This is a genomic window from Leucobacter sp. NPDC058333 (genome assembly GCF_042726155.1).
GTDB lineage: Bacteria > Actinomycetota > Actinomycetes > Actinomycetales > Microbacteriaceae > Leucobacter.
Window position 1 is genome coordinate 191,820 of the sequence record NZ_JBHXHV010000004.1, and the last position, 26,920, is coordinate 218,739.

The 26,920-nt window shown below is 66.6% G+C and carries 21 protein-coding genes and 1 other RNA gene; 2 read left to right on the forward strand and 20 right to left on the reverse strand.

From position 1 onward, the window contains the following. Nucleotides 1-31: 31 nt before the first annotated feature. The 11 genes from ACFWHR_RS13725 to ACFWHR_RS13775 all read right to left on the reverse strand — a co-directional run bounded on the left by ACFWHR_RS13725 (nt 32) and on the right by ACFWHR_RS13775 (nt 13,516). A complete protein-coding gene (locus ACFWHR_RS13725; RefSeq protein WP_382448876.1) occupies nt 32-1,309 on the reverse strand; it encodes an aspartate kinase in 1,278 nt (425 codons plus the stop codon). A 70-nt stretch (nt 1,310-1,379) separates the two neighbouring features. Continuing rightward, nucleotides 1,380-1,976: a recombination mediator RecR gene (recR, locus tag ACFWHR_RS13730; protein WP_382448877.1), complete on the reverse strand. Its 597-nt coding sequence runs from the start codon at nt 1,974-1,976 to the stop codon at nt 1,380-1,382. 77 nt (nt 1,977-2,053) lie between these two features. Beyond that, complete coding sequence (locus ACFWHR_RS13735; RefSeq protein WP_382448878.1) at nt 2,054-4,834, reverse strand: DNA polymerase III subunit gamma and tau; 2,781 nt, start codon at nt 4,832-4,834, stop codon at nt 2,054-2,056. 39 nt (nt 4,835-4,873) lie between these two features. Continuing rightward, on the reverse strand, nt 4,874-6,325 hold the full coding sequence (locus ACFWHR_RS13740; RefSeq protein ID WP_382448879.1) for a phytoene desaturase family protein: 1,452 nt from the start codon (nt 6,323-6,325) through the stop codon (nt 4,874-4,876). Between the two features lie 41 nt (nt 6,326-6,366). Beyond that, nucleotides 6,367-6,457: signal recognition particle sRNA small type (gene ffs / locus ACFWHR_RS13745), an RNA gene on the reverse strand. Nucleotides 6,458-6,465: 8 nt separating this feature from the next. Beyond that, nucleotides 6,466-7,311, reverse strand: coding sequence for a hypothetical protein (locus ACFWHR_RS13750; RefSeq protein WP_382448880.1), 846 nt, complete (start codon nt 7,309-7,311; stop codon nt 6,466-6,468). A gap of 54 nt (nt 7,312-7,365) precedes the next feature. Beyond that, a complete protein-coding gene (locus ACFWHR_RS13755) occupies nt 7,366-9,549 on the reverse strand; it encodes an ABC transporter ATP-binding protein (protein WP_382448881.1) in 2,184 nt (727 codons plus the stop codon). Then, nucleotides 9,549-11,285 carry an ABC transporter ATP-binding protein gene (locus tag ACFWHR_RS13760; protein WP_382448882.1) on the reverse strand — a complete coding sequence of 579 codons (1,737 nt, stop codon included), beginning with the start codon at nt 11,283-11,285 and terminating at the stop codon, nt 9,549-9,551. Before ACFWHR_RS13760 ends, ACFWHR_RS13755 begins: the two co-directional genes overlap by 1 nt. 227 nt (nt 11,286-11,512) lie before the next feature. Beyond that, a complete protein-coding gene (gene rplL, locus ACFWHR_RS13765; protein ID WP_382448883.1) occupies nt 11,513-11,890 on the reverse strand; it encodes a 50S ribosomal protein L7/L12 in 378 nt (125 codons plus the stop codon). A 77-nt stretch (nt 11,891-11,967) separates the two neighbouring features. Next, nucleotides 11,968-12,477 carry a 50S ribosomal protein L10 gene (gene rplJ / locus ACFWHR_RS13770; RefSeq protein WP_382448884.1) on the reverse strand — a complete coding sequence of 170 codons (510 nt, stop codon included), beginning with the start codon at nt 12,475-12,477 and terminating at the stop codon, nt 11,968-11,970. 316 nt (nt 12,478-12,793) lie between these two features. Continuing rightward, nucleotides 12,794-13,516, reverse strand: coding sequence for a response regulator transcription factor (locus tag ACFWHR_RS13775; protein ID WP_382448885.1), 723 nt, complete (start codon nt 13,514-13,516; stop codon nt 12,794-12,796). Nucleotides 13,517-13,897: 381 nt separating this feature from the next. On the opposite strand from ACFWHR_RS13775, the gene ACFWHR_RS13780 reads away from it, so the two are divergent. Next, nucleotides 13,898-14,428, forward strand: a complete 531-nt coding sequence (locus ACFWHR_RS13780) for a YqaJ viral recombinase family protein (protein ID WP_382449184.1) — start codon at nt 13,898-13,900, stop codon at nt 14,426-14,428. 17 nt (nt 14,429-14,445) lie between these two features. Here the strand turns inward: ACFWHR_RS13780 and ACFWHR_RS13785 are convergent, their stop codons facing one another. The 7 genes from ACFWHR_RS13785 to ACFWHR_RS13815 form a co-directional block, all read right to left on the reverse strand. After that, nucleotides 14,446-15,060 carry a PH domain-containing protein gene (locus tag ACFWHR_RS13785; protein ID WP_382448886.1) on the reverse strand — a complete coding sequence of 205 codons (615 nt, stop codon included), beginning with the start codon at nt 15,058-15,060 and terminating at the stop codon, nt 14,446-14,448. Between the two features lie 56 nt (nt 15,061-15,116). Continuing rightward, a complete protein-coding gene (locus ACFWHR_RS13790; protein ID WP_382448887.1) occupies nt 15,117-16,874 on the reverse strand; it encodes a flotillin family protein in 1,758 nt (585 codons plus the stop codon). Continuing rightward, nucleotides 16,874-17,452 (reverse strand): hypothetical protein, encoded by a 579-nt coding sequence (locus ACFWHR_RS13795; RefSeq protein ID WP_382448888.1) that lies wholly within the window; start codon nt 17,450-17,452, stop codon nt 16,874-16,876. Before ACFWHR_RS13795 ends, ACFWHR_RS13790 begins: the two co-directional genes overlap by 1 nt. Before the next feature lie 284 nt (nt 17,453-17,736). Next, nucleotides 17,737-20,223, reverse strand: coding sequence for an ATP-binding cassette domain-containing protein (locus ACFWHR_RS13800; protein ID WP_382448889.1), 2,487 nt, complete (start codon nt 20,221-20,223; stop codon nt 17,737-17,739). Further along, entirely contained in the window at nt 20,220-21,248 is a 1,029-nt protein-coding gene (locus ACFWHR_RS13805; protein ID WP_382448890.1) for an ABC transporter permease, read from the reverse strand. Before ACFWHR_RS13805 ends, ACFWHR_RS13800 begins: the two co-directional genes overlap by 4 nt. Before the next feature lie 30 nt (nt 21,249-21,278). Beyond that, complete coding sequence (locus ACFWHR_RS13810) at nt 21,279-22,856, reverse strand: ABC transporter substrate-binding protein (RefSeq protein WP_382448891.1); 1,578 nt, start codon at nt 22,854-22,856, stop codon at nt 21,279-21,281. Then, nucleotides 22,853-24,175: an amidohydrolase family protein gene (locus ACFWHR_RS13815; protein ID WP_382448892.1), complete on the reverse strand. Its 1,323-nt coding sequence runs from the start codon at nt 24,173-24,175 to the stop codon at nt 22,853-22,855. Before ACFWHR_RS13815 ends, ACFWHR_RS13810 begins: the two co-directional genes overlap by 4 nt. Before the next feature lie 162 nt (nt 24,176-24,337). On the opposite strand from ACFWHR_RS13815, the gene ACFWHR_RS13820 reads away from it, so the two are divergent. Then, the gene (locus ACFWHR_RS13820) at nt 24,338-24,706 is read left to right on the forward strand and encodes a DUF2568 domain-containing protein (RefSeq protein ID WP_382448893.1); all 369 of its coding nucleotides are present in this window, start codon (nt 24,338-24,340) and stop codon (nt 24,704-24,706) included. Between the two features lie 92 nt (nt 24,707-24,798). On the opposite strand, the gene ACFWHR_RS13825 is transcribed toward ACFWHR_RS13820, so the two are convergent. Both ACFWHR_RS13825 and ACFWHR_RS13830 read right to left on the reverse strand, forming a co-directional pair. Next, nucleotides 24,799-25,077 (reverse strand): HPr family phosphocarrier protein, encoded by a 279-nt coding sequence (locus tag ACFWHR_RS13825; RefSeq protein ID WP_382448894.1) that lies wholly within the window; start codon nt 25,075-25,077, stop codon nt 24,799-24,801. Between the two features lie 59 nt (nt 25,078-25,136). Continuing rightward, on the reverse strand, nt 25,137-26,861 hold the full coding sequence (locus ACFWHR_RS13830; protein WP_382448895.1) for a phosphoenolpyruvate--protein phosphotransferase: 1,725 nt from the start codon (nt 26,859-26,861) through the stop codon (nt 25,137-25,139). Nucleotides 26,862-26,920: the final 59 nt, after the last annotated feature.

The window sequence follows — 26,920 nt, forward strand, 5'->3', positions numbered from 1 at the left end:
AATGACGCGTAAAGACGTTGCGTCGAGTGAGTTACCGGCCGGTGCCGGCGTAGACCGTTGCTTCGGTCTCGGCGTCGAGGCCGAATGCGGTGTGCAGCACGCGCACGGCCTTGTCGAGCAGGTCGGCGCGGGTGACGACTGAGATCCGAATCTCTGAGGTCGAGATCATCTCAATGTTGATGTCGGCCTCGTACAGCGCGCGGAACAACTGCGCCGAGACGCCAGTGCTCGTGCGCATACCAGCGCCGACGACCGCGAGCTTCGCGATCTGATCGTCGTACTGCAGGCTCTCGAACCCGAGCGCCTCGCGCTCAGCCTCGAGCGCTTCGATTACCCGGCGACCGTCACCGAGCGGCACGGTAAAGGAGATGTCGGTGCGGTTCGTCTGTGCGGCCGACACGTTCTGCACGATCATGTCGATGTTGGCGTGCGTCTTCGCGACGATCTCGAAGATCTGGGCTGCCTTGCCCGGAATGTCTGGCACGCCACCGACGGTGACCTTTGCCTCATCCTTTTCAGCAGCGATTCCAGTGATGATCGGCTCTTCCACCTGATCTCCCTTCGGATGCCCCTTTTCGGGGTCGTAGACAATGGTGCCCTGCTCGTCTGAGAACGAGGAGCGGACGTGCAGCACGACGCCGTGGCGGCGCGCGTACTCGACGGCGCGCAGGTGCAGCACCTTCGCGCCGGAGGCCGCGAGCTCGAGCATTTCTTCGGCCGTGATCGCATCGATTTTGCGCGCGAGCGGCACAACGCGGGGGTCAGTGGTGAAGATGCCGTCAACGTCGGTGTAGATCTCGCAGACGTCGGCGCCGAGGGCGGCAGCGAGCGCCACGGCGGTCGTGTCTGATCCACCGCGACCGAGGGTCGTGATGTCGCGCGAGTCGCGACTGAAGCCCTGGAAGCCAGCGACGATAGCGACAGCGCCCTGATCGAGCGCCTCGCGCACGCGGCCCGGCGTGACGTCGACGATCTTTGCGGAGCCGTGCTCGGCGGTCGTGATCATGCCGGCCTGGCTGCCAGTGAACGAGAGCGCCTCGATACCCATCCCCTTGATGGTCATTGCGAGCAGCGCCATCGAGATGCGCTCGCCCGCGGTGAGCAGCATGTCGAGCTCGCGCGGCGCCGGGATTGGCGTGCACTCGGCTGCGAGATCGAGCAGTTCGTCGGTGGTGTCGCCCATGGCGCTGACGGCCACGACGATTTCGTTGCCGGCCCGGCGCGCTTCGACGATCCGCTTCGCGACCCGCTTAATGCTCTCGGCATCTGCTACGGACGAGCCCCCGAATTTCTGCACAATTAATGCCACGCGGGTTCCTCCTGAGTGTCCGAGCCGAAAGGTCAGTCTATCGGAACGGATCTTCGCGCGACGTATACGCCTACTCGACTCTGCGGCGTCCCTCGAACGCGCGGCCGAGCGTCACCTCATCGGCGAATTCGAGGTCGCCACCGACGGGTAGCCCAGAAGCCAACCGCGAAACCGGTACCTCGATCGCCGTCAGTAGTCGCGAGAGATAGGCGGCGGTGGCTTCGCCCTCGAGATTCGGGTCGGTGGCGATGATCACCTCTTGCACGGTGCTCTCCCCCAGCCTGCGCATCAGTGCCGGAATGCTGAGGTCGTCGGGACCGATGCCGTCGATCGGGCTGATTGCCCCGCCGAGCACGTGGTACAGGCCACGGAACTGCCGCGTCCGCTCGATCGCCACCACGTCTTTGGGCTCTTCGACGACGCAGATGAGGCTGTGATCGCGGCGCGGGTCGCGGCAGATGGAGCAGCGCTCGTCCTCGGTGATGTTGCCGCACATGTCGCAGAAACGCACGCGCTGACGCACGTCTGTCAGCAGCTCTGCCAGCTTCGAGACGTCGAAGTTCTGGGTCTGCAAAATGTGAAATGCGATGCGCTGCGCCGATTTCGGACCGATGCCCGGCAGTCGACCGAACTCGTCGATCAGGTCTTGGACAATGCCGTCGTACACGGTGGAGCCTCCTCGGAGTAACAAAGTGACGTGCGCCGCTCAGCACACACCCTAGTCGTGACGGTGTGTCAGGCCGCTTAGCGCGGCGGGAGCGGCCGTTCTTCGACAAAGCGGGCCCCCAGTACCTCGCGCACAACCGACTCACCGTAGCGAGTGAACGCGGGGCGCGCCGGCTTGGCCTCGCCCTCGGCCGATGCGGGCGATTCGGAGGCCGGGACAGCGGCTGGGCTGGTGGCGGGAGAGGCAGCACCCTGGGGCGCCGTGGCCTGCGGCTCACGGACCTGGGGCTCACGAACCTGGGCCTCGCGAACCGGAGCCTCGCGAATTTGCGCCTCCGGTACCGGGATCGCGGCCGCTGACGCGGCGTACGGATCGCCGTCGCCCGCATCGTCAGGCAGATCGCCCGGATCATCCGCGTACGGGTCACCAAACGCCGCTGGATCAGGGAAGCGAGCGGACTCCGATGGCCCACTTTCGCTCGGCTCAGCATCGGGCGCCGGTGAAGCGATCTCGGCTGAGGGGGGCGCGTCAGTCGGCGCTGCCGCGGGTACACCTGAGGGCAGAGTTGCGGGCGTCACCGTCGGCGAACCAGCTCCGCTCGAGAGCGCAGCCGCCTGCGAAGCCGTGCCCGGAATCGGGTCAGCCCACGCGGGCGCTGCGAGCGCCGGGCCAAGCCCGCTCAGCCGGGCGGCGGCCCGAGCCATCGGGTCGTTCGGGTCGAGTTCGGGCTCGGCAGATTGAACGTTCGCCGCGCTCGTCGATTGCGCTACTGCGGTAGTCGGGGCTGCTGCTGGTGCGTCGGATGGCCCCGCTGGATGAGGCTCCTCTGCGTCGGCAGCAGTGCCCGACTCGCGCGCCGCAGCGGGCCCGCCGGCGGCTTCGCCCGCCGACATGCGCTTTGGCTTGTATTTCACATTGATGCCGACTGCCGAGAGGATCGCCTCGCGCAGCGGGCCCGCTCCCGTCGTTTTGAACGCGGAGAGGTCAGACTCAGAGGCCAGCCCCACGGTCAACACATCACCCTCAAGGGCCAACGGCGCAATGACGCGCACCGCGTTCCAGGCATCGCGATCAAGCTCAAGAATCTCTTCGAGGAGGTCAGGCCACAGTTCGAGCAGGTCGTCGTACCCGCCCGACTCCGCTTCGGCGTCACCCTCAGGCTCTGTCGGCGCAGGCGTTTCGGCCGAGTCCTTCGCCTCTGGCGCAGCGGGCTCAGCGGGCTCAGCGGCTGCAGCGGGCTCAGCGGGCATTGCGGCTTCGACGGCCGGGGTCGGAATCTGCGGGGTGCGCGGTGCGGGAGCGTCTACGCCAATGCTCTCGATCTGCGCCGGGCTGAGAATTGCCGAGATCGGGCGCCCGAAGCCGGCCGCACCCTCATTGGGGTGAGGAGCTGCGGCACTCTCGGTGTCGGCCGCGGGAGGGGTATCAGCTGTGCTCGAAGGTCCGGCAGCGTTCGCGGGTTCAGCCGTGCCGTCGCTCGTGAGGAACTCGCGAATCGACGCCGCTGTTTGGGCCGCATTCGGCGCCGGCTGTTGCGGAGCCGGCTGTTGCGGAGCCGACTGCTGCGGCGAGTCGGACGCAGCCGCGCTGCGAGCCGCCGCGAGCGCGGCCATGGGATCCTGCTTCGGCTGAACCGGAGTTGCCGGAGCAACCCGGGCTGACGCGGCCGGAGCCTGCGCGGCCTGAGCCTGCGCGGCCTGAGCCTGCGGGGCCTGAGCATGGACGATCGGAGCGACACTCGCCTGTGACGTATTCACGAGCGCGCGCGCGATCATGAGTTCGAGCTGCAGGCGCGGCGCCGTCGCTCCAGCCATCTTGTCGAGTGCGCCGCTGACCACGTCCGCGAGGCGCGAGAGCTCGCCCGGCGCGAACGCGCGCGCTTGCTCGAACATCCGCGTGAGCTGGTCTTGCGGCACGCCGCGGAACACCGCAGCGGCGCCGTCGACCGTCGTGGCGTTGACCACGATGAGATCGCGCAGGCGCTCGAGCAGGTCTTCGACGAAGCGGCGCGGATCCTGCCCCGTTTGCACCACGCGATCGGTCGCACCGAACGCTGCCGCAGCGTCATGGGCACCGAACGCGGCCACGGCATCGTCAAGCAACTCGGCGTGCGTGAAGCCCAGCAGCCCAGCGGCGCGCTCAGCGGTGACGAGCGGTGTCTCAGAGCCCGCGATGAGCTGATCGAGGATCGAAAGGGTGTCACGCACCGAGCCACCACCGGCCCGAACGACGAGCGGCAGCACGCCGGGTTCAACCTGCACGCCCTCGCTGTCGCAGAGCGACTGGACGTAGTCGATGAGCGTTCCGGGTGCGATCAATCGGAACGGGTAGTGGTGCGTGCGCGAGCGAATGGTGCCGATGACTTTCTCGGGCTCGGTCGTCGCGAATACGAACTTCACGTGGGGCGGCGGCTCTTCGACGATCTTCAGGAGAGCGTTGAAGCCGCCGGGCGTCACCATGTGCGCCTCATCAATGATGAAGATCTTGAACCGGTCGCGCGCCGGAGCGAAGACCGCTCGCTCGCGCAGATCGCGCGCATCGTCGACGCCACCGTGGCTCGCCGCATCGATCTCGACCACGTCAAGCGACCCGCCGCCGTCGCGGCTGAGTTCGACACAGCTCGGGCAGACGCCACAGGGGGTGTCGGTTGGGCCCTCAGCGCAGTTCAGACAGCGCGCGAGAATGCGGGCGGAGGTCGTCTTGCCGCAGCCGCGCGGGCCGCTGAACAAATAGGCGTGCCCGATACGGCCAGTGCGCAGTGCCGTCATCAACGGTTCGGTCACCTGCGACTGCCCGATCATCTCGGAAAAAGCTTCTGGCCGATAACGGCGATAGAGTGCGGCAACCACGGGGTCCATGCTACCGGCGGCCCCCGACATTGTGCTTCGGGTTCGGCGCTAGCCGAGCCCGAGATCCGGCGCGGCGAGCCCGTATTCGTGCCGTAGCGCCGATCGCGCCGCATACCAGCCGCAGAGACCGTGCACGCCCGGCCCCGGAGGCGTCGACGACGACGCAAGATAGATGCCTGCAGTCGGCGTGCGCCACGGCTCCCGCGACAGCGTCGGACGCGCGACGAGCTGGCGCATCGTGATCGCGCCGGCACTGAAATCTCCGCCGTGGTAATTGCGGTTGTATCGCGACATCTCGTCTGCCGTGGTCACCCGCACGGCGCGGATGCGGTCGCGGAAGCCGGGCGCGAATCGCTCGATCTGCCGGATCACGGGCTCCCCCACGTCGACGGTCGATCCGCTCGGAACGTGGGTGTAGCTCCACACCGCATTCACTCCCGGGGCGTTACGCGCCGGGTCGAACTCTGCGGTCTGTGCCAGCAGCACGTAGGGGTGGGCCGGGTGCCCGCCCCGTGCCACCGCGCGCTCGGCCGCTGCGATCTCGGGCCGGCTCCCGCCGACGTGCACGGTAGGGGCCTGAGCGACCCGCGAATCGCGCCACGGGATCGGCCCGTCGAGCACGAAATCGACCTTCGTTGCGGCGTCTCCGTAGGCGAACCGGCGCAGCGCGCGCCGGTACCGGGTTGGCAACTGCGAGCCGGCGATACTGTCGAGGCCGCGCGCCGAGGTGTCGAAGAGGCGCACCCGGTAGTCAGAGAGCTCGCGGATGTTATTGATCGGGTGACCGGTTTCAATACGCCCACCGTGCGCGAGCAGATCGGCTGCGAGCGCATCGGTGATGGCGCGGGATCCCCCGACCGGAACCGGCCACCCCGCCGCGTGGCCGAGCGCGCCGAGCACCATACCCACACCCGCTGTCGCGAGATTCGGCAGCGCTCCGATGCTGTGCGCGGCAACGCCAGAGAGCAGCGCGGGTGCGGCCTGCTCTCGGAATCGGAGGTTCCAGAGCGGCGTGCCCTGCTCGAGGGCGCGGAGACCGGTTGCGAGCGCCGCGAACGGGTCCCCGGGCCAGCGCAGCATGCCACCGCCGAGCGAGAAATCAAGCACGCCCTCGAGCTGCCGCAGCAGCGGGCGATAAAAGCGACCGTACGCAGCGCCGTCCCGACCGAGTTCGGCGATCGTGCGGTTCAGATCACGATAGGCAATCGCAGCCCGCCCGTCGAGCGGGTTGGCGAACGACGCGTCGGGGACGACAAACCCCATGCGACGCTCGATCTCGAACTCACGAAAGAACCCCGTTGCGAGCGCCATCGGATGGATCGCTGAGCACACGTCGTGCAGCACGCCGGGTTCGACGAGCTCGGTCGTACGAGTGCCACCGCCGATGGTCTCAGCGGCCTCAAAGACCGTGACAGGAACGCCCGCGCGGGCCAGTGTGACTGCGGCCGCGAGCCCGTTCGGCCCCGCGCCGACAACGGCCGCTCCCCCAGAAGACTGCATGGCTCGATCGTACTCTTCGCGTCGTACCGCCGCAGAAACGAAAGTACTCCCCACGCACCCGCTAGAGCCCAGGTACCCTTGCTTCGTTTCCGACCTGGGGGAGTTCCCTGAGATAGCGCCACGTGGGGAGCCTGACCAGTCTAGCTGACGTTCGGAGCCTCGCCGTACGCGGCCACGGCGTCAGCGCACCACGCGTCGAGACGCCGCTGACCTTCAACGCGGCCGAGTTCCCATCGCGTCTCTGGGCGAGCGTGATACCAGCGCAGGGCCGTATACAGAGCGTCGCTCGGCACGGCGTAGCCCTCAGCTGGCAGCAGCTGCACGCGTTCTGCCATATCACCCGCGAGATCGAGCCGGATCACTGCGACGTGCTCGCGCCGACCCAGCGGAGTCACCTCAGCCCGCACACTCGAAATGCTTGCCCAGGGAATCTCAACGTCGCGTCCGGGCACTCGCACACTGACGGTGGCAGCCCCCAGCGTTACGCCGCTCGGGCGGGTGCCGACGCTGCCGTTGCGCAGGCTGCGTCCAATCGCAAGTCCGGCGATCCATCCGGTCGCGATTCCCAGCACTGCAAAGACGCACGTGCCCACAATCAATCCACTTCGGCTGACGCCCGTACTCGCGGGCGGAATCGCTCCGAAAGCCATCAGGCAGCTGTACACGGCGAGAGCCAGAAATCCGAGCGCCGCCCACGAGAACGCGAGCACCAGCGCCGGGCGCAGGGCGTGCGTCGGCGCGACGTGCACCCACGAATCAATCGGGGGCCGCTCCGCGCGTGTCATGACCAGATGATTCAAGTATCTGAACGATTTACGCGGGCGGGGTTGCGGCATCAGGCCGAAGCAGGCAAGCGCCAGCAGACCTCCGAAGGCGAGCACCATCAAGGCACCGGTCACGTCACGGTCGGCGATATGGGTGATACCGATGTAGGCCGTCGCACAGGCGATGATGCCCCCACTGGCGAGGGCGCCGAGGCGGCTCATGCCACCCCGGCGCCCTCGTGGGAACGGAAACCGCTCGAATCCGTCGCTCGCCATTTACGCCCGCGGCTCCTGCGGAGGTTCGCTCGGGGCGGCGTGGGCGCCTGGGCTGGCGGTGGCACCGGGGGCTGGATCGGCGGTCGGCGTTGCAGTACCTCCCGCACCCGCATCCGCACCCGAGCCCGCGCCTACGCCTGCGCCCGGCAGTGTCACGGTGCCGGTCTCGGTCGAGGCTCCGCCCGAGAAGATCTCCTCGGCCTGAGCCTCGGCGTCTTCCCCGGCGAACTGCGCCTGGTACAGCGCGAAGTACGCGCCCCGCTTGGCGAGCAGTTCCTCGTGCGAGCCCTGCTCGACAATGCTGCCGTTCTCCATCATGAGAATGGTGTCAGCGTCGCGAATCGTCGAGAGACGGTGCGCGATCACAAACGACGTGCGGTCAGCCCGCAGCGCGCTCATGGCCTGCTGCACCAGCACCTCAGTGCGCGTATCGACCGACGACGTAGCCTCATCAAGAATCAGCAGCGACGGATTCGCGATAAAGGCACGCGAGATCGTGAGCAGCTGACGCTCGCCAGCCGAAAGCGACGACGCGTTTTCAGAGATGACCGTGTCGTAGCCCTCGGGCAGCTGTCGCACGAAGCGATCTACCATCGTCGCCTCCGCGGCTGCGACGACCTCCTCGTCGGTGGCGTCGAGACGACCGTAGCGAATGTTCTCGCGAATCGTGCCCTCGAACAGCCAGGCGTCTTGGAGCACCATGCCGACCTGACCGCGCAGCTCGGCTCGCGACAGATGAGTGATGTCGACACCGTCGAGCAGAATGCGGCCGCCGTCGATCTCGTAGAAGCGCATCACGAGGTTCACCAGCGTGGTCTTACCCGCGCCGGTCGGTCCCACGATCGCCACGGTGTGGCCCGGGCGAGCTTCAAGAGACAGGTTCTGGATGAGCGGCTGCGCCGGGTCATAGCTGAACGACACGCGGTCGAACTCGACGTGCCCGCTCGTACGCGCGGGCAGTCGCTCCGAGGCGGTGTCGGGCTTCTGCTCGTCTGCGTCGAGCAGGTCGAACGTGCGCTCGGCCGAGGCGACACCCGACTGCAGCATGTTCGCCATGCCGGCCATCTGGCCAATCGGCTGCGAGAACTCACGCGAGTACTGAATGAAGGCCGTCACATCGCCGAGCGTCATCTGGCCCCCGGTCACGCGCAGCGCGCCCGCCACGGCGATGAGCACGTAGCTCAGGTACTGCACGAACTGCATCGCGGGCATGATCGTGCCCGACAGCGCCTGCGCGCGGTACGAGGAGGCGAACAGCCCCTCGTTGCGACGATCGAACTCTTCGAGCATCTCGGTGTCACGGTTGAAGATGCGCACCAGCTCGTGGCCGGTGAACGATTCTTCGATCTGCCCGTTCAGCTCGCCGGTGTGCTTCCACTGCGCAACGAACAGCTTCTGCGCCCGCGCGCCAACGACGCCAGCGATAATGCCCGAGAGCGGCAGCGCGATCAGTGCGATCAGCGCCAACTGCCACGACACGATGAACATCATCGCGGCAATACCGATCACCGTGAGCAGCGACTGCACCAACTGCGAAAGCGCCTGCTGCAGCGCCTGCTGAATGTTGTCGACGTCGTTCGTGACGCGCGACAGCACGTCGCCGCGCTGGCGGCCGTCGAAGTAGCTCAGCGGCAGCCGGTTGATCTTTTCTTCGATCTCGCGGCGCAGCTCGAACACGACGTTCATGACGAGTCGGTTCAAGATGAAGCCCTGCAGCCACATCAGCACCGAAGCCACGAGGTATAGCGCGAGCACGGTGATGATGAGCTTCGCGAGCAGCGGGAAGTCGATGCCCTGGCCGGGCACGATCTGTGTGCCGGCGAGCACGTCAGCGAGCTGATCATTACCGGTGGAGCGGGCGTAGTCGACGGCCTGGTCGAGGGTGATGTTGCCCGGCAATTGCTTGCCGAGCACACCGTTGAAAATGACGTCCATCGCCTGGCCGAGAATCTTCGGTGCGATGACCGTGAGCACGACGGAGCCGATGACGAGCACCACGACGAGCGAGAACAGCCACTTGTGCGGGGCGAGCAGACCGACGAGTCGCTTCGCAGACGGCCAGAAGTGCTTTGCCTTCTTCGTCGGCTGGCCACCGGTCCAGTCGTCGTTGTCGGGCTGGTAATCGTCGGGCAGCTCGAACTCGTCCGTCTTCGGAGCCTCAGCTGCGTTCTTCTTGCGTGCCATTACGCCGCCTCCGCCTCTTCAAGTTGCGAGCGTACGATCTCGCGATACACATCGCTGGATTCGAGCAACTGCTCGTGGGTGCCGCGGCCGACGATCTCTCCAGCCTCGACGACGAGGATCTGGTCTGCCTCGGTAATGGTGGATACGCGCTGCGCGACAATAATGGTGGTCGCGCCCGCCGTTGCGTTCGGCAGGGCAGCCCGCAACTTCGCATCGGTCGCCACATCGAGCGCTGAAAACGAGTCGTCGAAGAGATACACGAGCGGCTTCGCGACGAGCGCCCGAGCAATCGACAGCCGCTGACGCTGGCCACCCGACACGCTCGTGCCACCCTGCGCGACCGGCTCATCGAGCCCGAGTTCCTTCTCGCGCACGAAGTCTTCGCCCTGGGCGACGCGCAGCGCCTCCCACAGCTCCTCTTCGCTTGCATCCTCGCGGCCGAAGCGCAGGTTAGACGCAATGGTTCCCGAGAACAGGTACGGACGCTGCGGCACCAGGCTGATCGTCTCGGCCAGCTGACCGCGCGTGAGCGACTGGACCGGCACACCGTCGATCGTGACCGACCCCGACTGCGGATCGTACAACCGCAGCATCAGGTTGAGCAGCACGGTCTTGCCCGCGCCGGTTGAGCCGATGATCGCCGTGGTCTTCCCGACCTCGGCGACGAAGCTCGCGTTCGAAATCACGGGCTTCTCGGCGCCCGGGAACCCGAAGGTGACATCGTTGAACTCCACGCGACCCGCTGGCGGCGTCGCCACCGTTGCCGTCGTGGGGAACGTCAGCGACGAGCGCGTGTCGAGCAGCTCTCGAATACGCTCGGCGCAGACCACCGCTCGCGGAATCATCATGGTCATGAAAACGCCCATCATGACGGCCATCAAGATCTGCAGCAGGTACTGGAGGAACGCGGTCAGCGAGCCGACCTCGACAAGCCCGTCTTCGACGCGGTGACCGCCGAACCACAGTACGGCAGCCGTGGCGAAGTGGAGCACCATCATAATGACGGGGAACATGAGCACGAAGACGTTGCCCACCTTCACCGACACCTCGGTGATATTGCGGTTTGCCTCGGAGTATCGATCTGCCTCGAAGTTTTCGCGCACGAACGCGCGCACGACGCGAATGCCCATGATCTGCTCGCGCAGCACGCCATTGATTGCGTCGACGCGGGTCTGCATGGTGCGGAAGAGCGGCAGCAGAATCCAGACGAGGAAGCTGACGATCACGGCGAGGATCGCGACGGATGCCCAGACGAGCCAGGCCATGCCGGCGTCTTCGCGGAGCGCCATGATGACGCCGCCAATCGCCATGATCGGCGCGGTGACCATGAAGTTCAGGGTCATAAGTACGAGCATCTGGATCTGCTGCACGTCGTTCGTGCCGCGCGTAATCAGAGTCGCTGCGCCGAACTTCGTGGCCTCGAGCGTGCTCAGAGAGTCAACCTTGCGGTAGACCTCGCGGCGCAGGTCGCGACCCATACCCATCGAGGTGCGAGCGCCGAAATACACGGCGGCAACGGCGGTGAGTACCTGACCGAGTGACACGATGAGCATCGTGCCGCCGGTGCGCCAGATGAAATCGGTGTCTCCCTGCGCGATGCCCTTATCGATGATCTGCGCGTTCAGGCTGGGAAGCGTGAGCGCCGCGATCGTCGACAGTAGCTGCAGTACGAGCACGGCAACCAGGTAGGGCCAGTACTGCTTCGCGTGGCGAAGTGTCAGTGAGATGAGGGCCACGAGGATCCTTTCTAAGGTGTGCGCTGGAGTGTTCGAGCACGCGGAGCGTGCATTGGATCCTGCGCAGCCGGAACACCGTAACAGCTCAGCACCGAAAGCACCAGCTTTTGCGCCCGGCAGGGGCATGTTTCAAGTGTGGAACACAAACAAGTGGGGGCAGGTTCGCTTTTCAGCGAACCTGCCCCCACAGGAAACAAGACTCAGTAACTGAGTCTCATCAGAACTACTTAGACGAGCTTGACGCCCGCGCCAGCCTCTTCGAGCTTAGCCTTCGCTTCTTCAGCGGCATCCTTCTTCGCGCCCTCGAGCACGTTCTTGGGTGCCTCTTCAACGAGGGACTTTGCCTCGCCAAGGCCCAGGCCGGTCAGCTCGCGCACGACCTTGATGACCTGGATCTTCTTGTCGCCAGCCGACTCGAGGACGACGTCGAACTCGTCCTTCTCCTCGACGGCCTCAGCAGCGGCAGCGGGAGCTGCGGCAACTGCAACCGGAGCTGCAGCGGAGACGTCGAAGGTCTCCTCGAATGCCTTGACGAACTCGGAGAGCTCGATGAGGGTGAGGCCCTTGAACTGCTCGAGCAGCTCTTCAGTCGAAAGCTTAGCCATAATGTTTCTCCTTGATGTGTGCTCTCACGCAGTGCATGCGAGCGGGTGTGTATAACCGATCCGGCGTGAGCCGAGTCTTAAGCGTCCTGCTTCTCCTGCAGCGCGCCGAAGCCGCGAGCGGCCTTAGCGGGCAGGGCGGCGAACAGCTGTGCAGCACCGACCAGAGCAGCCTGCATAGCGCCGGCGGCCTTAGCCAACAGCACCTCGCGGCTCTCGAGATCGGCAAGCTTGCCTACCTCAGCGGCGGTCATGGCGTTGCCATCGAAGTAGCCCGCCTTCACCACCAAAAGAGGGTGTGCCTTGGCGAAGTCACGCAGCGACTTAGCGACCGCGACGGTGTCACCGTGCACGAAGGCGAGAGCCGAAGGACCGGCGAGCTCGTCATCGAATGCGGTGATTCCGGCGTTGTTGGCCGCAATCTTAGTCAGCGTGTTCTTCGCCACAGCGTACGTCGCGTGCTCACGGATGCTGTTGCGGAGTTCCCGCAGTTCAGCAACCGAAAGTCCGCGGTACTCAGTCAGCAGAACGGCACTCGACTCTTCAAACTTCTGCTGAAGATCGGCAACCGTAGCGTCCTTCGTAGCCATGGCGCTCCCTAGCTTGTCGTACCCGCGCGGCGGATGCCGCTCGGGGGCCGCGCCGCTCAGAGCAGTCATGCGCTCGGGTTTCCCCTGAAACGCAAAGAAGCTCCGGCGCGCATGCACGGAGCTTCAGAAGATCGGGATCGGGATCCCGTACTCAAGGAGTTCTGCACCTGCGCAGGTCTCCGCTTTCGCGGACGTTAGGATTTCTTGCGAATTCAACCGGCGGTCTTGGGCCACGGAATAGCGTATCACATCTTGGATGGAGCGGACGAACCGGCTGCGTTCAGCCAGGCTCGCCCGCTCCCCGAGTTACTGGCCTTTAGGCCTGGGGCTTGAGCATGTACCCCGCGCCGCGAACGGTGTGGAGCATGGGCACGCGACCCGAATCGATCTTCTTGCGGAGATACGAGATGTACAGCTCGACGACGGTCGACTTGCCGGTGAAGTCGTACGCCCACACGCGATCCAGAATCTGCGCCTTCGAAAGCACGCGGTTCGGGTTGCGCATCAGGTAGCGCAGCAGCTCGAACTCGGTGTTGGTGACCGTGATCGGCTCACCGCCGCGCTCGACCTCGTAGCTGTCTTCGTTGAGGGTGAGATCGCCGACGCGAAGCACTGGATCCGGGTGTTGCGCACTCGTGAGCTGCGAACGACGCACAAGCCCACGCATGCGGGCAATGAGTTCTTCCAGACTGAACGGCTTCACGACGTAGTCATCGCCGCCAGCGGTCAGGCCGTTCACGCGATCTTCAACCGAGTCGAGTGCGGTCAGGAACAACACCGGGAACATTTCGCCCGACGAACGCAGGCGCGCGAGCAGCTGCATACCGTCAAGGTCGGGCAGCATGATGTCAAATACGGCGACGTCGGGGTTGAACGACTTGATCTTGTCAAGCGCTTCTTTACCCGAGGCGGCAGTGTCAACTTCCCAGCCCTCGTATCGCAGTGCCATAGCAACGAGCTGCGTAATCGATTCTTCGTCATCGACTACCAATGCGCGAATCTTGCCACCGTCAGTTCTCTGCAATTGTTGTGATTCCATTCCTACGGAATGCTCCTCTCGGCTGAACTCATCGCGCGCCCCCGAAACGGACGTGCGTCACAATGTGCTCGGCTTAGTTTCCCCAATATCTGCCGCAAATTGTCCGGGTGCTGCGGCAGAATATCCCTCGTATGAGGGTAGCGCGTTTACCTGTGGTTCCCCCGCTCACATACCTATACGAACAGTGCTTTTCGCGAGGCGGCACAGGGGTCGAACTCAATAAACACGTAGGACTCTGCCAGCCTAATAGATGTGACTGATCAGTATCAAGACTGAATCGGCGCGCTGTGAGCCCGTCGAGGCGAGCCGTGAGAAACTAAGGGGGTGTTCGCCCCCGCCCCTCTGCACCTGCAGCGCATCGTGACAGACGGCACCGATCGCATGGCGTGGATGCGGGCACGCGCCCGCGGCATTACTGCGACGGACGTCGCCAAGCTCTCGACGTCTCGCTCGATCGCAGCTGCGGCGCACGAGAAGCTGCACGGCAGCCGATTCACCGGAAACGTGTACACGGAGCACGGCAAACTGCGCGAACCTGAGATTGCGTCGTGGGTGCTTCGCGAGTACGAGATCGAGCCGAGCCAGGCGCTCTTTCACGCGGAGCTCGATCTGCGTCATCTCGCCACCCCTGATGGGCTCGCCTTCCGCAGCACCGGTGCCGTCGAGCTCGCCGAGATCAAGACGACGAACAAGGAGTGGCGTTCGATCCCGCGCAACTACCTGCGTCAGGTGTGGTGGCAGCAGTATGTGCTGGGCGCCGAACGCACGCTCATGGTGTGGGAACGGCACGAGAACTTCGTGCCGGTCGGTGACCCGGAATGCCGCTGGATCGACCGCGACGAGAATGAGATCGAACGGCTCGTGAAGCTCGCGAGTGAACTCATCGACGTGCTCATTGCACGCACGACCTGAGCGGTCGGCGTCGGGCTCTAGAAGAAGCTGTCCCGTGGCGCTTCTGGCACGGGCGTGAAGGTCACATTCGACGTCTGTGGCGTACCGAGTCGCCGTTCCACGCGCGAGGCGTGGGCGTAGTTTCGTTCGACGAGCTCCTGCAGCGCGTCAGCCACGGTCGCGACGCCCGGCACCTCCACGATCGTGGCCTGCTCGGCACCGACAAACAGATCAATGTCACCCGCACCGCACATCCGCTGCCCGAGTGTTCGTCGGGTGCGCACCTCGCGCACGCGCACAAACGCAACCTCGCTCCGGTGCCGCGAAAACACGCCGCGACGCTGGATCACGCGCCGCGTCGTCACCGTTGTGCGCCGCGTCAACCAGCCAAGCACCGGAAAGACGCCGAGCAGCAGCGCGATCGCAATCGCGCCACCGCCCGCGACGAGGTTCATCCACGCCGCGGGCAGCGTACCGATCCAGTACCCGCTCGCCGCGGCAACAACAACGAGAACGAGCACCGGCAGCACGAGCCTGCGCCCGTGCCGCCGGAGGCGGAGCACGACAACCTCGGGTTGCGCGTAGTCAGTGGGCGCGGGGCCGAGCACAGACTCGACCTCCGACGTCAGCGACTGCGGGCGGCGTGAGGGCATGCCCCTATTCTGCACCGTCCGACTCGTTCAACCCGCCGTACTCAGCTGAGAGCTCGCTACTGCGAGCCCGCTCCCAGACCGTTGGCCTGATCGCTGATTGCGGTGCCCGCGCGCTGGGCAGCAGCTGCGGCGGCACGTGCGGCGTCGTTTGCGGCGGTTGCCGCATCACCCGCAGCGTCCGCAGCCACTGCGGCAGCGTCGGTCGCACTCCCGGCCAGGCTGCGCGAGCTCTGTGCGAGGCTCTCGGCGGTTTGCAGGCCGGAGTTCGCAGCAGTCGACCATGCCCCCGAACCGTGGTCGCCGTGATCGGCGCTGGCATAGCGGTCGGTGTGGCGGTCGGTTTGGCGGTCAGCGTCACGGTCGCCCGCGAACGACTCGGCGCGGATCGATCCGCGTCGTCCGCTCTCTTCGCGCGAGGCGCGGCCCGCAGCGGCACCGGCCGCTCCGCCCGAAACGGCTCCGTTGAGCATGCCCGCGAGGTCGATGCCCACGGTGTCCTTTGCCATCTCGAGCAGGCCCTTGATGTTGCCCATGGCTTCGCCAGCGACCTTCGACGTGCCGTCCGCAGACACCACGGTCATGTGGTCGATCGCACCGATCGCGCGCGAGTACTCCGCAGCAATCTCGGGGAGCAGGTGGATGAGCTCCTGCGCGAGCACCGCCTGCGACTGAGTCTCGAGTGCACGCGCACGCGCATCGATAGCCGTTGCCTCAGCGGTACCCTTTGCCTCAAGCGCCGCGGCTTCTGCCCGACCCTCGGCCTCAACGGCCTCGGCAGCGGCGATACGGGCGACGCGACTCGCGACACCCTCACGTTCGACCGCCTTTGCGCGACCCTCTGCGGCCGACACTGACGCAGCGGCCTCAGCCTTAGCAAGCGCCTCGACGCGGTATGCCTCGGCCTCAGCGACCGCACGCACGTTTGCGTTCAGCTGCTGGGTCTTCAGCGCAACCTCTTTCTGGGCGGTGATCTGCTGCTGCTCAACGATGCCCTGCTGCTGGATCGCCTGCTCGAGCGGCTCAGCCGCCGACGCCTGCGCCTTGGCCTTGTCGGTCTCGACCTGGATCTCTGCCTGACGCAGCTTGAGCTCTCGGTTGCGATCGAGCAGCACGCGCTCGGCGCCGATCTTTGCTTCCTGCGACGCCTGGTACGCGATGGTCTCGGCGATGTCTGCCGCCTGGCGCACCTTGGCTGCCTCGGGGCGACCGATGTTCGAGATGTAGTCAGCGCCATCTCGAATTTCCTGGATCTGCAGCGTATCGACGACGAGGCCCTGCTTCGTGAGCGCCTCTTCTGCGGCCTCAAGCACGCTCTGAGCGACAACAGCGCGATCCCGAATGATCTGCAGCACCGTGAGACCGCCGATGATGGAACGCAGCGAACCCGACAGCACCTCCTGGGTTGACTCATCGATCTCGTCGGAGTTCGAGAGGAAGCGCTGGGCGGCCGCCCGAATCATCTCTTGCGTACCCCCGACCTTCACGACGGCAACGGCCTGCGCCTGCATCGTGATGCCGTCGGTCGTCTGAGCTTCCGTCGTGATCGAAAGGCGGCGCGATCGCAGCGAGATGGTGAAGGACTTCTGCACGAACGGCACTACGAACACGCCACCGCCGGTGACGACCTTCTGCCCCGATAGGTCGCGGCCCTTGTTGCCGGCGGCGTCGACAATCTCCTTGCCTTTACCGCCGGTCACGATGATTGCCTCATCTGGCTTGGCGATGCGGTATCGCTTGATAATGACGAGGGCAATCAGCACGAGTGCGATCACCGCGCCGAATATGCCGACGATCGCCGGGCTTGCGAGGAACATTACGTCTCCGTTCGGTCTAACGGTTGGGCGTGGTCTTCAGGAAGTACGGGTTCGACGCGCACCGAGGTCGACGTAACGATCTGCACGATGCGCACCTGCGTGCCTCGGGGAATCGGGGCTTCGGCCGACGCGGAGAGCGAGATGCGTTCGCCGTGTCGAATCACGGCGACCTCGCCGAGTCCGTTCGCGGGGACCGCGAGCACGACGGAGCCTGTGAGGCCGAATAGGTCAGTGCCGCTCACCGCCGTGTTTGATTCGGCGCCCCGAATCGCGCGCGAGAGCCACCAGGCCGCGGCGGCGCCGAGTAGCCCGGACAGAGCTCCAACGACTGTGGCGACCGGCGTCGACATGCCGGCGCCGACGCTCGCGAACGAGGCAAACCCGAAGATGGCCATGAACGCAGCGATCGTCGTGAGGCTGAGCGGCCCGTCGCCGAAGTCGAACGCGTCGAAAATTCCGTCGAGCAGCAGGGAAATGAGGAGAAGAACGCCGCCAGCGATGCCGATGATCAGGAAGATTCCGCCATCGAACAGCGAGCCGTCGAGCACGCGCTCGAACCAGTTCATGATGCCGTCCATGGCCTCACCCTTCCAATGCTGTCACTGGCAGAGTACCAAGGCAGCGCAGGGCACGCGCAACGCGAGCAAGCTGCAGTCACGCACGCGGGCGACCTGCGGCCGGCCACGACTGCCCCGCGGGTGAGCAATTCTTGTCACTTTCTGGACTGAAAGTGGCAAAAATCGCTCACCCGCGAAGGGTTCAGGGTAGGTACGGGAAGGGTTGACGGTAGGTCGAGGTCGAGGTCGAGGTCGAGGTCGAGGTCCAGGTCGAGCCCTTGCTCAAACCAGAAGCAGGACCAGAGTTAGAGCCTCGGGACCGCGGACAGGAGCCGGTGGGCGTAGTCCGTGCGCGGGGCCGTGAAGAACTCGGGGCCCGCGGTCTCGACGACCTCGCCGTTGCGCATCACCAGCACCCGGTCGCAGAGCGCATGCACCACGGCAAGATCGTGCGACACAAACACCAGCGCGAGGCCGAGCTCCCGGCGCAGCCGCTGCAGCAGCTCGATCACGCTGGCCTGCACCGACACGTCGAGCGCCGAAGTTGGTTCGTCTGCGACGAGCACCCGCGGATCGGCAGCGAGCGCCCGCGCGATCGCCACGCGCTGACGCTGCCCGCCCGAGAGCCGGTCGGGCGTCGCGCCCGCGAGTTCGGGGTCGAGCCGCACCAGTTCGAGCAGCTCCCGCACTCGCGCTGCACGCGCATCACGCCCAACACACCCAACACGCGCATCACGCCCAGCGCGCCAAGCACCCACCCGACGCCCGCCCCCGGCCCGCAGCACCTCGTCGAGCACGCTGCCCACCGTGCGACGAGGGGTGAGCGACGCGTACGGATCTTGCGGAACGAGTTGGATGCGGCGCAGCTCCGCGCGGTCGCGGCGCGCGCCGAACGGAGTACCGTCCCAGCGCACGTCGCCCGCGGCGAGCGGCAACTGGCCGACTATGGCGCGGGCGAGCGAGGTCTTGCCCGATCCGGACTCCCCCACGATGCCGAGCGCCTCGCCGGGCACAAGCGCGAACGACACACCCGCCACGGCCCGGAAGTCGCCGTAGCTCACATGTGCGTCACGCACCTCAAGCAGGGCGGGTGCCGGATCGCCCACCGCAGCCCGCGCCGAAGTTGCAGGCGGGTGCGGCTTGTGTGCGCCGAGCTCGGGCAGTGGCGGCACCGCCGCGAGCAGCTCCCGTGTCTCCGCTGCCCGCGGGTTGCGGATGACCTTATCGACAGTGCCCGATTCGACCACCACCCCCGTGTCCATGACGACGACTCGATCACACATGCCCGCCACCACGGCGAGATCGTGCGACACGAACACGAGCGTCAGCCCGCGGCTCGCACGCAGTTCGCGCAGCAGTTCGAGCACCTCCTGCTGCACTGTGACGTCGAGCGCGGTCGTCGGTTCGTCACAGAGCAGCACCGCCGGGTTACCGGCGAGCGCGAGCGCGATCACGACCCGCTGGCGCTGCCCACCCGAAAGCTGGTGGGGGTACGCGCGCGCCATACGGCGCGGATCGGGCAGCCGCACCTGCGCGAGCAGCGCCTCGACGCGCTCGCGCACCGCACCGTGCGCGGCACCCGGCTCGGCAGCCTCGACGGCGGCGCGCAGTTGGCCGCCGATTCGAGTGAGCGGGTCGAGAGCGGTGAGCGGATCTTGGAACACCATGCCGATGGGCCCGCCGACGACCACACTTCCCGAGCTCACACGCACGCCGCTCGGCAGCAGGCCCAGCAGGGCGCGCAGCGTCAGACTCTTGCCCGAACCCGACTCCCCCACGATGCCGAGTGCTTCACCGCGCGCGACATCGAAGTCGATGCCGGTCTCACCGCCGACAACAACACCGCCCTGAGCGGTCTCGATGCGCAGTCCACGCACGCGAATCGCTCCGGGCACGAGCGTTGCGCCCCGGTCGGCGGCAGCCGCGATCCGGCGCCCAAGACCGCCGCCTCGCGCCGCGCCGCCCGAACCGCCTCCGACCCGCAGCACGTCGCCGATGCCGTCGCCGAGCAGCGAGAGTGCGACCCCGGTGAGCACCACGGCGAAGCCGGGAATCGCCGCGAGCCACCACTGCGTCGTGATGAACTGCTGGGCGTCCGCGATCATGGTGCCCCAGTCGGGCGTCGGCGGGCGGATACCGAGGCCGAGATACCCGAGCGTCACGATGGCGACCATGATCAGCACGATCTCTGTCGCGAGCAGCACGATCGCCTGCGGCAGTACGTTCGGCAACACGTGTCGCAGCAGCACGCGCGCGTGAGAGAGCCCCCCGCCGCGCGCGCTGCGCACCCAGCCCGAGTCGCGAAGCGCCGAGGTCATCGCTCGCAGCACGCGCGCGTAGCCGACCCAACCGACGAGCGCGAAGGCCACCACGATGCCGCCGGCACCCGCGCCGAGCGCGAACACGAGTGCAATCACGATGACGTAGAAGGGGAATGCGATTACCGTGTCGGTCACGCGCGAAGCGACCCAGTCGACCGCGCCGCCGAAGTATCCGGACAGGAGCCCGACAGTCACCCCGATGACGAACGGGGCGAGCGCGGCGAGGGCCGCAATACCGAGATCTACGCGCGCCGCGTACAGCACGCGCGAGAGTACGTCGCGGCCCAGCTGATCGGTGCCGAACCAGTGCTCCGCCGACGGCGGCAACAACCCGCCGGTGAGCTGCTGTTCGGTGGGCGAGTGCGGTGCCAGCAGGGGGGCGGCGACGGCGACGGCGACGATGAGCGCGGTCAGGATCACGCCGGCGATGAACGCCGGCGAGTTCCACGCTCGCCGCCAGATTCCCCTCATCGCGCCGCCCCCGACACGGCCAGGTGTTCTGCGCCGGCACCAGCGGTGTCGCGAGCGACGCCGAGAGTATCAGCGTCAGCGACGCGCAGCCGCGGGTCGAGCGCGCTCGTCAGCACGGCCGTGAGCGTGGTCACCACGACGACGGCTACCGCGCAGTACAGCGCGACGCCCTGCACGACCGGAAAGTCGCGATTGCCGATCGATTGGAAGAGCAGCGAACCCAAACCATTAATGCCGAACACCCGCTCAACAACGAGCGTGCCGCCGATGAGATACGCGGTGTTCACGCTCAGCAGCGTCAGGGTCGGTAGCGAGGCGCTGCGCATCACGTGCCGCCACAGAATGCGCCGTTCAGGGACGCACGCCGCCCGCAGCGTCGTCACGAAGTCGGCCTCAAGCGCCTCGATGAGCTGCGCCCGGAGAGAGCGGATCAGCGGCGGCGCCATGCCGAGCGCGACCGCGACCGCTGGCAAAAACAGGCTGCGGAGCGGTTCGCCCGGGCCCGTTCCCACTCCGCCCACTGGAGACCACCCGAGTTGCACCGCGAACACGATGATCAGTAGGAGCCCGATCCAGAACAGCGGCATGCCCATTCCCACGGCGGGCACGATGCGCACCGCGTGATCGATCCAGCTGTCTTTTCGCAGCGCGGCGGCGAGCGCGAGCGGCACCGCTATCAGCACGGCCAGCAGCACCGCGAGCAGCACGATGCCGAGGCTGACGGGCGCTTTTTCCAGGATCAGCGCGCGGGTCGACGTGCCCGTGACGAGCGAGTTGCCCGTATCGAAGTGGAAGAGCACCTGGCCAGCGAAGTCCGTGAACTGGCGCCAGAGCGGCTGGTCGAGGCCGAGCTGGGCGCGGAGAGCGGCGACAGCCTCTGGGGTCGCGCGCTCGCCAAGAATCATGCTGGCGGGGTCGCCGGGCACGAGCCTCAGCAGGAAAAACACTGCAACCACCACGCCCACCATGACGGGCACCACGCGCGCGAGCAACCTCGCTATCGCGCGGAGTGCCCGTCTCAGCACGTGCTCACTCTCCTCGACCGGTACTCGTCATCAATTGGCAGGCGCTTCCACCCACGTGTCCTCGAAGCGTACGCTTCCGTTGGGCAGCACGGTGAAGCCGTGCACATTGTCGCGTGTCGCCTTCAGATTCGCGGGGAAGAAGAGCGGAATGTAGGGCACCTCGTCGGCGAGCGTCTGCTGGATCTCCAGATAGATCTGCTTGCGCTCCTTACCCTCGGGCGTGGTGCGCCCCTGCTTCATAAGTTCGGTCACGCGGTCATTCGAGTAGTGCGTCCAGTACGACTTGCTGAATCCCTCAGGGTCGGCCTGGAAGGTGATGAACCCATTGGGGTCGGGCGCATCCGACTGCCCGCTATTGAGCATGAAATCGAAGTCGTAGGCGAAGAATCGCTCACGGAACACCGCGATGTCGAGCTGTTCGATCTTGACCGTGATGCCGATCTTCGCGAGCGACTCCTGCACGATCTGCGCGATCTGCGCACGCTGGGAATCGCCGCTCGCGAGCGTGAGCGTGATGGAGAACCCGTCGGGATACGCCGACTTCGCGAGTTCTGCTTTCGCCGCGGAGACGTCGAAGTCGAGCGACTTCACCGTGTCGTTTGCCGAGTCGGTGATCGTCGGTGGCAGCAGCGCGTTCGCGACCTCCGCGGTGCCGAACGTGGTTGCCTTCGTGATGCCGTCGCGGTCGAGGGCGAGGGCGACCGCCCGCCGCACGTGCTCGTCGGCGAACTGCTCGCGCTCGGTGTTGAAGAACACCTGCTCCGTCGACCACCCGGTCGTCTGCGACAGCACGGTGCCCGAACCCGAATCGAGCTGCGCGGCGTTCGCGGCCGGCACATCGTCGATTGCGTCGAGCTGCCCCCCGGCCAGTTGCTGCTGCAGCTGCGTGTCATCTGTAACCAGCTTGTAGACGAGCGAGTCGAGGTAGGGCTTGCCCTGCTGCCAGTAGTGCGCATTCTTCACGAAACTCAGGTCACCGTTCGGATCCCACTTGTCGACCACGAACGGGCCGGTTCCGATCGGGTTCTGAAAGAACTCCTTCTCACTCACACCCCCGAAATCCTTCGGGAAAATGCCGTTCGAGAAGCTCGCGAGCTCCGAGAGGAACGGCGTGTAGGGAGCGGTCAGCGTAATAGTGACCTCGCGGTCGCCGGTCTTGCTCACCGCATCGATCGGCGCGTCGAGCGGCAACGGCCCGCCGACATCGAGGTGTCGCTGCAGCGAGAAGATCACGTCATCGGGCGTGACATCATTGCCGTCGGAGAACTTCACACCCTCGCGCAGCGTGAACGTGTAGCTCAGCCCATCGTCTGATTCGGTGTACTCGGCAAGCCAAGGCACGATCTTGCCGTCCTTGTCGAAGCTGACGAGGGGTTCGAACACCTTGTCAATGGCGAAGGCGTTGTTCGCGGTGATCTGTTGATTGAGATCGAAGTCGGTGACCGCCGCGACGCGGCCGAACTCGAGTGTGCCGCCGCTCACCGGGTCGCCGGAGGCGTCAGGGTCGGTCGCGCCGGAGCCGCCCGCGCACGCGCTCAGCAGCAGCGCCGCGGCGAGCGCTGCGGCCGCGAGCCCGAGTCGGCGGCGTGGGTTCGGGGTGGGGGTCACGGGTGGTCCTCTCGTGGGGCGGGTGCCTGAACTGGCGAAGTCTGCTGTGGGGTCGGGGACGGGGTCAGCTGTGATGTCTGACTTGGAGTACGGGGAGTGCGGGGAGCGGGCGGGGCGGCTGACGGCGGTGCCGGATCAATCCAGCGTCCTCCGAGCAGCACTCCGACGATTGATTCCGGGTCGGAGAGCGCGCCGCGCTCGCGAGGATCCCTGCGCAGCAGCACCGCGTCGGCGACCGCTCCAGCGGTAATCCCGCCCGTCGGCACAGCTTCGCGGGGTGCCCCTTGCTGCTGCGCTCTCGCGAGCAGGTCGGCGCCCGCCGTCGTCGCGGCGACCAGCGCCTCGCGCGGGGTCAGGCCCGCATCGACGAGCGCGTCGAATTCGAGCCGGTTCGTGCCGTGCTGCGCGGAGGTGCCGTAGTCCGTGCCGAGCGCGATGGCGACGCCGTGGTCTCGGGCGATGCGCACCGCGCCAGGGTGGTGCGCGACAGCGTCGTCGACGCGGTCGGCGAACGCTGCGGGCAGGTGGCCCGCGCTGATCATCTGCTGCACAAGCCGATAGATGCGCAGCGTCGGCACGAACGTGGTGCCGGCGTCGGCCGCGCGGCGGGCCTGCGCGGGCGTCAGGTAGATGCCGTGCTCGATACTGGCGGCACCCGCGGCAATCGCGTGGTCGATGGCGGCACCGCCCCAGGCGTGCACCATGACACCGGCGCCGACCGCGTCTGCGCGAGCGACAGCGCTGGCAAACTCGGCGGCTGAAAAGTGCGACTCAAGCGTCGTCCTCGGTGGCGCGGCGACCCCGGCCGTGGCAACGAGCTTGACCCAGGTGGCGCCCGCCTCGAGTACGGCGTCGACCGCACGGTCGAGCCCGCCAGCGGCGTCGGCCTCCGCCCGCCCAATGAGGGCGACAGAAAGTCCGACTCTGGGCCGGTTTTCCGCGGATATTCTGTCGCATCCAGCGAGGGTCAGGCCGCCGGCATCGCGCACGCTCGTGAAACCAGCCCGGAGGGTGTTGGCAAGCGCAGTCGCGGTTCGTTCATGCTTGACCTCGGGATCCGCGTCAAGGATCTCGCGATCCGCCGCGTCGAACGCGTGCCAGGCTGCGTGCACGTGGGCGTCAACGAGACCGGGAATGATCCAGCCTGCGTCGGCGTGCGGCGCGGCGGCGCCAGCCTCGGCGCCAATCTCGGCGCCAGCCTCGGCGCTAGCCTCGGCGCCAGCCGCCTCTTCGAACGCAAAGCGACCGCTCGCCCACGACACGCGAGTCGGCTCTGAGAAGGAGCCGTTGGCGGCCATGACGCGCAGCACTGCACTCACGGGGTGGCCTGCTTTCTACGAGCTCAAATTCGCGCGGGTCGCGCGGGTGGTTTGGTCTACCTCATCACGATAATCAGCAACTGACGAATGAACCAGTTTCGCGCGTACCGAGTGAACCATGCAGCGATCAAACGAGCCATTTTCGGCGGGTAGACTGGCTCGGTGACCAGTAGTTCTCCTGAAACCGCCTCGCATGCCCCTCACCCAGCCTTGCTGCTCGCTCGTGGAATCTTCCACCTCGCGGCAATCGTGACTGTGACGATCTGGGGCTTCTTGGCGTGGCCGCTGCCTTTCCCCGGCGTCTTCACCGGCATCGGGCTGTTCGCCCTGTCCGTACTGCTCTGGGCGCTTTTCCTGTCCCCTCGGCCCGTGTTACGAGTCGACCGCTTCGCGCAAGCGCTGTTCGAGCTCTGTCTCATCGCTGCGGCTGTTGCGGCACTACTCGCGCTCGGCGTGTTCTGGGTGTGGCCCGCTCTGCTCGGCGTCGCTGCCGCTGCGGTCGGCTTTATCGCTTCGAGCCGCAGCGCGTAACACTCGTGCGGCACCGGCGCGTACCACGCGCCGTCAACACAGTTCGGCCCCGTGAAACCAGGTCTCACGGGGCCGAACTGTGTTGTTCGCGCTTACTCGGCGTCGAGGTCCGTTTCCAGAACCTTCACCAAACGATCCAGCGCGTCATCGGCCCCCTCGCCCTCGGCGCGCAGCACGACCTGATCGCCGTGCCCGGCCCCCAGGCTCATGAGTGACAGAATGCTCGCGGCGTCCATTGCTTCGTCCGCGGGCTCACCCGGGCGCGCAATCGTCACGTCGACGTCGGCCTCTCCGGCCGCTTCCGCGAAGATCGCCGCGGGGCGGGCGTGCAAGCCTTCGCGGCTGGCGACGGTTGCTGTGCGTTCTGCCATGTTCTTCTTCTTCCTGATCATTCGGCGGATGAGCCGCTATTGCTTGGACAGTTTGGGGGCTACAGGCCGAGGCCGTCAAGAGCCGGAATCAACGCACGCGCCGCCGTGCGGGCAGCTTTCGCCGACGGTGCGCTCAGCGCCGCATCCGCAATGGCGCGAGCCTGTTCGAGCGTCACCGTGCGCAGCACCGCTGCGACCCCGGCGAGCGCCCGCGGGCTCATCGACAGCGTGCCGATGCCCAGCCCTACGAGCACGACGGCGAGTGCCGGGTCGGCCGCTGCTTCGCCGCAGACGCCGACGGGCTTGATCCGCCCGGCACCGTCAGCAGCCGAAGCCGCGCGAGCACCCTCAGTGGTCTCGCGCACGAGACGCAGCACGGCCGGTTGCCACGGGTCGTTCAGCGCTGCGAGCGGCCCGAGCAACCGATCGGCCGCCATCGCGTACTGCGTGAGATCGTTCGTTCCGAGTGACGCGAAGTCTGCGTTACGCAGCACCGAATCGGCGGTCAACGCCGCAGACGGCACCTCCACCATGATCCCCGCCGTGGTGAGACCGGCCGAGCGGGCGAGGGCCGTGAAGTCTGCGGCCTCTTCAGCCGTGGAGATCATCGGGGCCATGACCCACACCTCCGCCTGATTCGCAGCCTCGGCGCGCGCAATCGCGTCAAGCTGCCGCGAGAGCACCCCTGGCGATGTCAGGTCGGTACGATAGCCACGCACCCCGAGCGCGGGGTTCGGCTCGTCAGCGTTCGTGATGAACGGAAGCGGCTTGTCGGCACCGGCGTCGAGGGTGCGAATGACAACCTTCTTACCCGGGAACGCCGCGAAGACAGCGCCGTACGCCTCGACCTGCTCATCGACGCTCGGTTCTTCGTCACGATCGAGAAAGCAGAATTCCGTGCGGAGCAGGCCTACGCCCTCGGCGCCAGCCTCGGCGGCGGCGCGCGCATCCTTACCCGTGCCGACATTCGCGAGCAGTGGCACGGCGTGACCATCAGCGAGGCGACCCTCGCCGTCAAACACCGACAGCGCAGAGCTCTGGGCGATCCACGCCTCGGCGGCGGCAGCGTCTTCGGCTGTGGGTTCCGTGTGCAGGGTGCCTGCCGCGCCATCGACGTAGACGCTCGTGCCGTCGGCAATATCATCGACTCCCTGCGCCGCGACAATTGCGGGCAGCCCGAGTGCGCGGGCGAGAATCGCAGTGTGGCTCTGCGGTCCGCCGCCTGAGGTGACGAGCGCGAGCACACGACGTGGGCTGAGCGTCGCCGTGTCAGCGGGAGCGAGATCCTCGGCAATCAACACAAACGGCTCGGCGGCCTCTGGAATGCCGGGCGCGGGTAGCCCGCGCAGCTCTGCGATGATGCGCGCCCTCACATCGAGCACGTCGGTGGCGCGCTCGGCCATGTAACCGCCCAGTGCCGTGAGCTTCTCGGAGACGCCAGCGGCGGCCTCCCAGACAGCGCGCTCGGCGCTGCGAGCCCCACCCGGGGTGTCTGGGGAGAGAAGTTTTGCGGCACCCTTGAGCAGCATCGAGTCACCCGCCATCAGCGCCGTCGCCTCGAGCACGTCGCGGCCCTGGCCCGTGGCTCGCGCTGCTCGCTCGCGAAGTTCGGCCTGCACGGTCACCGACGCCGCCTTGATGCGTGCCGCCTCCGTTTCAGGGGTGGCACCCGCCGGTGACGGGGAGGTACGGGAAGGTTCCTTCAGGGGCCGGGGCATCTGTCGTACGGGGCCGAGCACCCGCCCGGGAGTTACGCCTACGCCGGAGAATTGCTGCTGCGTCATTCCTCGTCGAATCCTTTCCCGTTGCCCAATGCGCGGGCCGGGGCCGCTATGGCCCAGCA

Excerpts from the sequence above, each read along its gene's own strand:
- ACFWHR_RS13735 (WP_382448878.1), bottom strand. The coding sequence starts at position 4,834 with ATGGACCCCGTGGTTGCCGCACTCTATCGCCGTTATCGGCCAGAAGCT.
- ACFWHR_RS13740 (WP_382448879.1), bottom strand. The coding sequence starts at position 6,325 with ATGCAGTCTTCTGGGGGAGCGGCCGTTGTCGGCGCGGGGCCGAACGGG.
- ACFWHR_RS13750 (WP_382448880.1), bottom strand. The coding sequence starts at position 7,311 with ATGAGCCGCCTCGGCGCCCTCGCCAGTGGGGGCATCATCGCCTGTGCG.
- ACFWHR_RS13755 (WP_382448881.1), bottom strand. The coding sequence starts at position 9,549 with ATGGCACGCAAGAAGAACGCAGCTGAGGCTCCGAAGACGGACGAGTTC.
- rplL (WP_382448883.1), bottom strand. The coding sequence starts at position 11,890 with ATGGCTAAGCTTTCGACTGAAGAGCTGCTCGAGCAGTTCAAGGGCCTC.
- rplJ (WP_382448884.1), bottom strand. The coding sequence starts at position 12,477 with ATGGCTACGAAGGACGCTACGGTTGCCGATCTTCAGCAGAAGTTTGAA.
- ACFWHR_RS13775 (WP_382448885.1), bottom strand. The coding sequence starts at position 13,516 with ATGGAATCACAACAATTGCAGAGAACTGACGGTGGCAAGATTCGCGCA.
- ACFWHR_RS13780 (WP_382449184.1), top strand. The coding sequence starts at position 13,898 with ATGGCGTGGATGCGGGCACGCGCCCGCGGCATTACTGCGACGGACGTC.
- ACFWHR_RS13785 (WP_382448886.1), bottom strand. The coding sequence starts at position 15,060 with ATGCCCTCACGCCGCCCGCAGTCGCTGACGTCGGAGGTCGAGTCTGTG.
- ACFWHR_RS13790 (WP_382448887.1), bottom strand. The coding sequence starts at position 16,874 with ATGTTCCTCGCAAGCCCGGCGATCGTCGGCATATTCGGCGCGGTGATC.
- ACFWHR_RS13795 (WP_382448888.1), bottom strand. The coding sequence starts at position 17,452 with ATGGACGGCATCATGAACTGGTTCGAGCGCGTGCTCGACGGCTCGCTG.
- ACFWHR_RS13800 (WP_382448889.1), bottom strand. The coding sequence starts at position 20,223 with ATGAGGGGAATCTGGCGGCGAGCGTGGAACTCGCCGGCGTTCATCGCC.
- ACFWHR_RS13825 (WP_382448894.1), bottom strand. The coding sequence starts at position 25,077 with ATGGCAGAACGCACAGCAACCGTCGCCAGCCGCGAAGGCTTGCACGCC.
- ACFWHR_RS13830 (WP_382448895.1), bottom strand. The coding sequence starts at position 26,861 with ATGACGCAGCAGCAATTCTCCGGCGTAGGCGTAACTCCCGGGCGGGTG.